Here is an 8,872-nt window from a genome sequence, read left to right as displayed (position 1 = left end):
AGCGCCAGTTCGCGCGCGCTCTGGCGGCCCTGCCCGGCCAGCCGTACGAGGTCCGCGAGCGCCGCGCCCAGCACCGCGTCCCACTCGCGTCCCGCCGACTCCCGTTCGGCCGCGACCCGGGCGGCGGCCAACGCGCCCCGTGTGGCACGGAGTTCGGCGTACAGATCGCTGAGCCGGGTCAGCGCGTAGACGATCAGGCCCTGTGCGAGGGCGTTGCCGATGCCGTTGACCGTCGCGTACAGCCCGCCGTCGTTGCCCGGCCACACCGCGCCGGACGCCACGACGAGCGCGAACAGCGCCCAGCGCACCCGGTGTTCGACCACCAGCAGCACCGACGCCGCGAGAAACCCCGGCAGTCCCGACCACGGCGCCAGCAGCACTTGCGCTCCCAGCGACCACGCGCCGCGCCAACGCCGCGTCGCCGGGAGGCAGGTGACGATCTGGAGCAGCAGCATCGGTACGGCGGCCGGACGGGGCAGCAGCGCACCCGGGTCCACGGAGAACCCCGCCAGTACGGCCACGAGCAGCACCGAGGCCGCCGACGGCCCCGGCCCGTCCCCCTCACCGCCGTCACCCGGCCCGAACCCGAACCTGGAGCCGAGCCAAGGCCATTGCTCCGATTTCCGCCCGATTCCCGGCCCGGACAGGGCCGTTGGCCCGCGTCCCCGCCACCCGTACACCGCACCCACCCCCGCCATGGCGTCACCGTAGCCGCCGCTCCCGGCCCGGCACCCGCGATATCTCTGCGCACCGCACACCCGCACCCGTGCAGAATGCACATCGACCGGTGCGTCAGACACTGCCGCGGCACCCCGCCCCGGCGGGATCGTCGCCGTATGCGATCGATGCCGTTCCGAGCCGTCCTCGCCACGCTGGCGGGCGCGCTGACCCTGACCCTGGCCGTCCCGCCTCCCGAGGCCCACGCCCGCACCGCCGACGCGTCGGCCGGACCGGCCGCCGGTGCCCGCACCTCCCCGCGCGCACTGGCCGCTGCCGTCGACCCGGCGGTCGCCCGCATCCTCCGCGAGGACCGCATACCGGGCGCCGCCGTCACCGTCGTACGCGGCGACCGCACCGTCTTCACCAAGGGCTACGGCACCGCCGACCTGCGCACCCGTACGCCCGTCGACCCGAACCGGACCGGCTTCTTCCTGGGCTCCCTGGCCAAGCTGTTCACCGCACAGGCCGCCGCCGCACTGGTCGCCAAGGGCCGGATCGACCCGAAGGCCGACGTCAACGACGCGCTCCACAGCGTGACCGTGCCCGACACCTACCCCGGGCACCCCGTCACGCTGAACCAACTGCTCACCCACACCGCCGGGTTCGACAGCGACCTGGTCGGCCGCAACAAGGCCGCCCCGGACACCGTCGAACCGCTTCCCGAAAGCCTCGTCACCCGCCGTCCGCCACGGATACGGCCGCCGGGCACCGTCGCCGCGTACGACAACTACGGGTACGCCCTCGCCGGGCAGGCCGTCGCCGACGTCTCCGGGGAGAGCTTCCCGGCGTACGTACGACGGCACGTCCTCGGCCCGCTCGGCATGCGGCACACCAGCTTCGAACAGCCCGCACCGGACGGCCTGGCCGCGGCGTCCGCACACGGCTACCGTCCGCTCGGCGGCTCCGGACAGGCCGTCGTCCACGGCCAGTACGGTGCCTGGGCGCCGTCCGGGACGGGTGCCACCGCCACCGCCGCGGACATGGGCCGCTGGATGTCGGACCAGCTCGTCGGCGGGTCCGCGGCGAACCGGCTGATGCAGCGCGTCCACTACCGGCAGGATCCGCGGATGCCCGGCCTCGGCTGGGGCTTCGAGGAGTGGCGGGGCGGCGGACACACCGGCTGGTTCAAGGACGGCGACATCCCCGGCTTCCACAGCAATCTGCTGCTGCTGCCGAAGCAGCGCCTCGGGGTCTTCGTCGTCTTCAACGGCGACGGCAGCGACGGCCGTTCGAACTGGGACGGCAAGCAGCTCGTCGACCGCATCGTGGCCGCCGCCGCGCCCGCGCCCGCCGACGGAAAGGGGGACGGCGACGGAAAGGGGGACGCCGACGGGAAGGGGGACGGCGACGGTGACGGCCGGGCCGTCGCCCGGGCCGCGGGCGGCGCCGCCTCCGCCCCTGCCGCCGAGCACACCGGCACCTATCGCGCGGCCCGGGTCAGCCGCAGCAGTCTGATGGCCGTGGAGGGCCTGTTCGGCTCGGTCGCCGTCGAACGCGACGGGCCGCGTGGCCTGCGTACGTCCGGGCTGTCGCTCGACCCCGCCCGTACCACCGAGCAACGCTGGACGCCGATCGGCGGCGGCGTCTTCCGGGAACGCGGCGTACGGGCCGCCGACGCGAACACCATCGCCTTCACCGACGACGGGCTCCTCGTCTCCGCCGACATGCCCAACACCGCGTACGAGAAGCTCACTTGGCACCAGTCGCCGGTGCTGCACCAGTCCCTGCTGGCCTCCGGGCTCGGCGTCATGCTGCTGGCGGCGCTCGGATATCCGGTGCTCGCCGGGGTCCGCCGGATGCGCGGACGTCTTCCGCACCCGCCGGCGGCACGGGCCGCTCGCGCCGCCGCCGCGCTGACCGGTCTCCTCGTCGCGGGCTGGACGGCCGCGCTGATCGCCGTCGTCGCGGACGGCAACCGGATGATGGAACTGACGCCTCTGGGCTCGCCGTTGCTGACGACCGTCACCTCGCTCGGCGCGGCGCTCGTCCCGGCGACGCTCGCCCTGTCGGCGGGCATGGCCGCCTGCTGGCTGCGCGGCTGGTGGGGTGTGACCGGGCGGGTGCTGTACACGGTGACGGCGGCGGGCTGCCTCGCGCTGCTCGGGATGCTCCTCCACTACCGCCTGGTGGGGCCGCCGTTCACCTGGCTGCTCGGCTGACGGCCCCCGTACGCCCACGAGTTCACCTGTCCGTCCGCTGACACACCGCGTACGCCGCGTGGACGCCCCGTTCACGCGGCGTACGCGAGGGCTCTGTCCTCATCCGCCGTCTCAATCGCCGTTCAGCGCCTGCCAGTTGTTGGCTTCATGGCAGGCGCGCAGCAGGGCACGAGCCCGCTCGTGCACGGTGAACGGAAGGCCGTCCACCGAGGCCACCGGCTGGCCGTCGTTGAGGGAGTTGGTCAGGAACGCCGAGCCGAGCCGCGGGAGTTCGCTCCGGTGCACCGGACGGTCGTGTACGGGGACGCCCAGCCGTTCCATGCCGCGGCGCAGCATCCCGCGCATGACGCCGGGCAGTGCGGGAGCGTCCGGCCACACGAACGCCCCTTCCTTGCCGGTCCCTTCCTTCCCGTCCGCCTCTGCGAACTCCAGATCCCCGAACTCCCCTTCCCAGAACACGACGTTGGCGAGGTCGGCCTCGGAGACATGGCCCGTGCGATCGGTGAACAGGGCGCCGTCGTAACCGGCTTGGCGCGCGAGACGTGCCTGATGGATCAGCCCCATGGTGTCCAGATGCTTGAGGTGCGGCAGCGGGCGCTCGTACTCGACCGAACGCAGCCGCTGCGGCGCCTCGTCGGGCTCGGCCGGCGCGCGCACCATCACCATCACCCGCGGCTCGTCGCTCCCGCCGCGCAGCAGCACACCCGGGTCGGACGGGACGACCTGTACGCGGACGGAGGCGTCCCCCGAGGTCCCGCGCAGCGCGTGCCGTACGTAGTGGCGCACGCGGTCGTGGTCGAGTCCCGTGCCGAAGAGTTCACGGGTGCCGCGGTCGAGCCGCTCCAGGTGAAGATCGAGTCCGCGCACGGCGTGGGCCCGTACCTGCATGAAGGTGAAGTGCCCGTAGCCGACGAGGGCGAGACCCATGCCCTCGTCGTCGGGCAGGCGTCCGTCGATCTCGATGTACTGCGTCTGCGGCTTCGTCACCTACGGTCCAACTCCCGGGCCGCCGCAGGCTCTTCCCACGAGGTCCGGGCCTCCCTAACCCGTGGCCGGAACCGAGGAGCCCCTCGCCTTCCGGCCGTTGCCCCGAGCGCTGCCGTTCCCGGACGTCCCCGTCCGCCCGGACCGTCCGTCCGGGGCGGTGTCCGTCGTACCGGTGCCGGTCACCATCTTCAGCGCGAGATCCGCGTAGAACTCCCCGAGTTCGTCGGGGGAGTCGGTCCCGTCCAGGCGGTACCAGCGCACCAGGTCGATGCCGAGGGAGAGCATGCCGCGCACGACCCTGTTCACGTCGACCCGTGCGAAGGAACCGTCCGCGACGCCGCGGGCGACGACCTCGCGGAAGACCTCGTTGGTGCGGCGCCGCAACTCCCGGATCTCCTCGTAGTGTTCGGGCGTCAGCCCGTTCAGCTCGTACTGACAGACCCGTGCCGCCACATGGTGGCGTGCGTGCCAAGCGGTGTAGCGCCGCATCATCAGACGCAGTCGGTCCGACGTGCCCGTCGCGGAGCCCGTCGCGCCCTCTGCCGCGGCCTCCGCCTCGGACTCCCGTACGTGCGCGAGCGCGCGCTCGTGGCCGACGCGGATGATCTCGTAGAGCACGAGTTCCTTGGACGGGAAGTGCACATAGAGCGCGGCCGGACTGAGCCCGACCCCGCCGGATATGTCGCGCGTGGTCGTGGCGTGGAAGCCGTTGGCGGCGAAACAGCGCACCGCCGAGGAGAGCAGCCGCCGGCCGACCTCCCCGAACTCCGCCTCGCTCCACAGCGTCGGGGAGTGGTCCTTCAGCCGGGGATCGTCCTCCAACTCCTGCGGTGTGAAGCGGGCTTGCCGTTTGGCCATGCCGAGACGCCCCTTCCTGCGCTGTCGGTACCGGTCCCCGGCGTCGCCGCGTGCTCAGGTCCGGCGCGCACGCGGTGACTTCGCGGTGACGGCCGGGTCACGCGTGCCTTCGAACTGTGTACCACGCGCCGCCGACCAGACGCTCCGTCGTTCGCCGCCGCCGCAACCACCGGCGCTCGGCGCCCGCGGCCGGGTCGTGCGGAGCCCCGGACCCCGGCCTCGTCACGTCCGTCTCGCGAAGCGTCTCCCAGCCCCTTGACACCGGTGCCGGGCGGAATGACTATGCGCTTAGTCACTGCGTTCGGCGACTGCCGGGACGGATCCGCGCCACGGGGCGTGGCGCCGGACAGGGCCGGACGGAGCCTGACACGGCCGGTTCCGGAACGACCGCCGCCTCCGGCCTGCGAAGCGCTGACGAACACGTACGGGGACGACGACGTACGGAAGCGAGGTCACGATGGACGAACAGCAGTCGTCGGCCCGGGAGTTGACGGTCGTACTGGACGGCTTCTCCTACCTGGAGTGCCCGCGGTGGCACGACGGGAGGCTGTGGGTCTCGGACTTCTACACCGACAAGGTCGTCGTCACGGACGGCCGTTCCGGCGCCGGCGCCGAGGTCGTGGCGGAGGTGCCCGGGCAGCCGTCCGGGCTCGGTTTCCTGCCCGACGGGCGCGCGCTCATCGTCTCGATGCGGGACCACCGTCTGCTCGTACGGGACGAGAAGGGGCAGTTGAGCGAGCACGCCGATCTGTCCTCGGTCGTCTCCGGCGTGCTCAACGACATGGTCGTGGACGAGCAAGGGCGTGCCTACGTCGGCAACTTCGGCTTCGACCTCATGGGCGGCGCCGCGCTGCGCTACACCACGCTCACCCGGGTCGACCCGGACGGAACGGTGACCACCGTCGCCGAGGACCTGGGCTTCCCCAACGGCATGGTGATCCTCCCCGGCGGAGTCCTCGTCGTCGCGGAGACGTTCGCCGGACGGCTCACCGCGTTCGACGTCGGCGCGGACGGCGGTTTCGAAAACCGCCGCGTCTGGGCGCAGTTCGGCGAGACGCCCGACACGGAGGACGTCGGCGAGGCCGCGGAACGACTCCAGGTCGGCCCCGACGGGATCTGCGCCGACGCCGAGGGCGCGATCTGGGTGGCCGACGCGCTGCACAACCGGGTCCTCCGCGTCGCCGAGGGCGGCACGGTCCTGGACGAAATCCCCACCGGCACCGGCGTGTTCGCCTGCATGCTCGGCGGCGACGACGGCCGCACCCTCTTCCTGTGCGCCGCGCCCTCCTTCCCGGAGCACGAACGCCGCCCGGTCCGCGAGGCGGAGCTGCTGGCCGTACGTGTCGAGGTCCCGCACGCGGGCCTGCCGTAAGGCTGCCGTAAGCCCAAGCCCAAGCCCAAGCCCAAGTCCAACTCCCGTACGGGCGCGTGCAGTCGGGCCGCCGGGCCCGCCGCCCGTTCCCGATCCCGATCCATCCGATCCATCCGATCCATCCGATCCGACAGATGAGAAATGGAGGGGCCGTGGAGGTGTCCTGTGCTTTCCCGACCGCCCTCGACTCACCGGACCACATCGCCCTGGCCGAACGGCTGGGCTACGCACGGGCGTGGGTCTACGACACGCCCCAGCAGAGCCCCGACGTGTGGATGACCCTCGCCCTGGCCGCCGAGCGGACCGAGCGGATCGGTCTCGGTCCGGGCGTGCTCGTCCCCAGCCTGCGCCACCCGATGGTCAACGCCGCCGCGACCGCCACGCTCGCCGAACTCGCCCCGGGCCGCGTCGCGGTGGCCTTCGGCACCGGCTTCACCGGCCGCCGCGCCATGGGGTATCGCGCGATCACCTGGTCCTACATGGACTCCTACATACGGACCTTCCGCGCGCTGCTGAGGGGCGAGGCCGTCGAGTGGGAGGGCGCGCGGATGCAGATGCTGCATCCCGACGGACATGCTCCGGCCCGCCCGGTCGACGTTCCCGTGCTCGTCAGCGCCCTCGGTCCCAAGGGCCACGAGGTGACCCGGCGGGTGGGCGACGGGCTCTTCGTGACGCTCCAACTCCCGGAGTTCATGCGGGAGTACGCATGGGTGCCCTACCTCGTATGGGGAACCGTGCTCGACGACGACGAGACCGTCGACTCCGAACACGCCCGTCTCTCCGGCGGACCGGGGTGGGCGCTGGCCTACCACGGGGCGTACGAGTTCGGCGGTCCCGCCGCCGTGCGCGAACTCCCGGGCGGCGCCGCGTGGATGGAGGCCGTGGAGCGTACGCCGGAGGACACGCGGCACCTCGCCGTCCACGAGGGGCACTGCGTCGAACTCAACGAGGCCGACCAGGCGGCGTGGAAGGCCGGCGGCCACACGATGCTCCGCGACGTCACGGTCAGCGGCACCCGGGACGAAGTCCGGCGCCGCCTCGACGACTTCGCCGAGCAGGGCGTCACGGAGATCGTCTTCCAGCCGTGCGGCCCCGACACCCGCGCCGAACTCGAACGCTTCCTGGAGGCGGCGAACTCCTGAGCACGGCACGGGTGTTCGCCGCCACCTCCTCCGCCGCGGCTACCGTTCGACCCGGATGGCCACCGCCGGGCACACCGCCGCCGCGTGCTCGACGTCCTCCGCGCCGTCGGCGGACGGGGAGTCGTCGAGGAGGACCGCGACGCCGTCCTCCTCCCGCTGGTCGAAGACGTCGGGGGCGGCCATCACACACTGGCCCGACGACACGCACTTGTCCTGGTCGAGAACGATCTTCACGTTGCACTCCTGACGGGAGGGGCCGGCCTGCGGGGTGCCGCAGGCCGGGGGACGGTGGGGCCGGTGGGGACGGCGAGGACAGTGGCGCCGGCGAGGAAGGGCGAGGCGGCTGCCGGGCTCACCACGTCACCGGCAGCTCGTACACGCCGTAGACCGAGCCGTCGTGCTTGAACGGGACGTCCTCCAGCGCGGCGGCGAGACGCAGCGTGGGGATGCGACGGTACAAGGTGCCGTAGACGACCTGGAGTTCCATGCGCGCCAGGGGCTGGCCGAGGCACTGGTGGACGCCGAAGCCGAAGGCGACGTGGTGCCGGGCGTCGCGGCGGACGTCCAGCCGGTCGGGATCGTCGAAGGCCTCCGGGTCGCGGTTGCCGATGTCGTTGGGGATGACCAGCCCGTCGCCGGGCTCGATCGTCTGCCCGGCGATCTCGATGCGCTCCAGCGCCACACGGCGCCGTCCGCTGTGGGTGATGTGGAGGTAGCGCAGCAGCTCCTCGACGGCTCCGGCGATCAGCTTCGGGTCGGACGTCCCGCGCAGCGCGTCGAGTTGGTCGGGGTGCTCCAGCAGCGCGAGCGTCCCGAGCGCGATCATGTTGGCCGTCGTCTCATGTCCCGCGATCAGCAACAGCACGCCCATGCGCGCCGCTTCGAGGCGGGTCAGCTCCCCGTCCTTCACCCGTGCCGCGAGCCGGGAGAGCAGATCCTCGGCGGGGCTGTCGGACTTCTCGCCCACCAGCGCGTCCAGATACTCCGACAGACGGCCCAGCGCGACGCCGCGTTCCTCGACGGTCGAGTCGCGGTTGATGATCGTCCGGCTGTTCTCCTGGAAGAAGTCGTGGTCGGCGTACGGGACTCCGAGCAGTTCGCAGATGACGAGTGAGGGTACGGGCAGCGCGAACGCCTCGACCAGGTCCACTGGCCGGGGCCCGGCGAGCATCTCGTCGATGAGGGAGTCCACGATCTGCTGCACCCTCGGCCGCAGGCTCTCCACGCGTTTGAGGGTGAAGGGCGCGGTCACCATCCGCCGCTGCCGGGCGTGTTCGGGGTCGTCCATCAGGATGAAGCCGATGGTGTTGGTACGGCTCGCGGCCTGGCTGGGATATCCCGGGCGTGTGATGTCCGCGCTGACGCGGGGGTCGGCGAGCAGCGCCCGCTGGTCGGCGTACCGGGTCACCAGCCACGGCGTACTGCCGTCCCACAGGCGGACCTTGGTGAGCGCCGCCTGCTCCTGCTGTTCGCGCAGCGTGGGCGGCGGGTCGAAGGGGCATGCCGACGCGCGGGGCATCGGGAACTCGGGGATCTCGGCCTGGTGCCGTTCGGCCGGGGAGAGCGTTCCGGTCATGGTGTCCTACCTTTCAAGGTATGGGTCTGATCTGGTCATTCGTAAGATCGGAGGGCCC

At 72.3% G+C, this 8,872-nt stretch carries 7 protein-coding genes and 1 pseudogene; 3 read left to right on the top strand and 5 right to left on the bottom strand.

Annotation, left to right across the window (positions count from 1 at the left end; translation table 11 throughout):
- Positions 1-530: pseudogene (locus AN218_RS32385) on the bottom strand (hypothetical protein); the annotation flags it as partial.
- Between the two features lie 306 nt (positions 531-836).
- Between AN218_RS32385 and AN218_RS32380 the strand changes: the two are divergent.
- Complete coding sequence (locus AN218_RS32380) at positions 837-2,879, top strand: serine hydrolase domain-containing protein (protein WP_171908876.1); 2,043 nt, start codon at positions 837-839, stop codon at positions 2,877-2,879.
- A 111-nt stretch (positions 2,880-2,990) separates the two neighbouring features.
- On the opposite strand, the gene AN218_RS32375 is transcribed toward AN218_RS32380, so the two are convergent.
- Both AN218_RS32375 and AN218_RS32370 read right to left on the bottom strand, forming a co-directional pair.
- Entirely contained in the window at positions 2,991-3,866 is an 876-nt protein-coding gene (locus AN218_RS32375; protein ID WP_070020594.1) for an aminotransferase class IV, read from the bottom strand.
- A 54-nt stretch (positions 3,867-3,920) separates the two neighbouring features.
- Positions 3,921-4,724: a TetR/AcrR family transcriptional regulator gene (locus AN218_RS32370; RefSeq protein ID WP_070020593.1), complete on the bottom strand. Its 804-nt coding sequence runs from the start codon at positions 4,722-4,724 to the stop codon at positions 3,921-3,923.
- 457 nt (positions 4,725-5,181) lie between these two features.
- On the opposite strand from AN218_RS32370, the gene AN218_RS32365 reads away from it, so the two are divergent.
- Entirely contained in the window at positions 5,182-6,096 is a 915-nt protein-coding gene (locus AN218_RS32365) for an SMP-30/gluconolactonase/LRE family protein (protein ID WP_070020592.1), read from the top strand.
- 158 nt (positions 6,097-6,254) lie between these two features.
- On the top strand, positions 6,255-7,238 hold the full coding sequence (locus AN218_RS32360) for an LLM class flavin-dependent oxidoreductase (RefSeq protein ID WP_244900896.1): 984 nt from the start codon (positions 6,255-6,257) through the stop codon (positions 7,236-7,238).
- A 39-nt stretch (positions 7,239-7,277) separates the two neighbouring features.
- Here the strand turns inward: AN218_RS32360 and AN218_RS32355 are convergent, their stop codons facing one another.
- Positions 7,278-7,472 (bottom strand): ferredoxin, encoded by a 195-nt coding sequence (locus AN218_RS32355; protein ID WP_070020590.1) that lies wholly within the window; start codon positions 7,470-7,472, stop codon positions 7,278-7,280.
- 118 nt (positions 7,473-7,590) lie between these two features.
- The gene (locus tag AN218_RS32350; RefSeq protein ID WP_070020589.1) at positions 7,591-8,814 is read right to left on the bottom strand and encodes a cytochrome P450; all 1,224 of its coding nucleotides are present in this window, start codon (positions 8,812-8,814) and stop codon (positions 7,591-7,593) included.
- Positions 8,815-8,872 lie beyond the last annotated feature (58 nt).

The sequence above is a fragment of the Streptomyces nanshensis genome (assembly GCF_001751255.1).
In the GTDB taxonomy this organism is placed as follows: Bacteria; Actinomycetota; Actinomycetes; order Streptomycetales; family Streptomycetaceae; genus Streptomyces; species Streptomyces nanshensis_A.
Note: the sequence above shows the minus strand (reverse complement) of the source record. Positions and strands in the feature narration are given on the sequence as shown.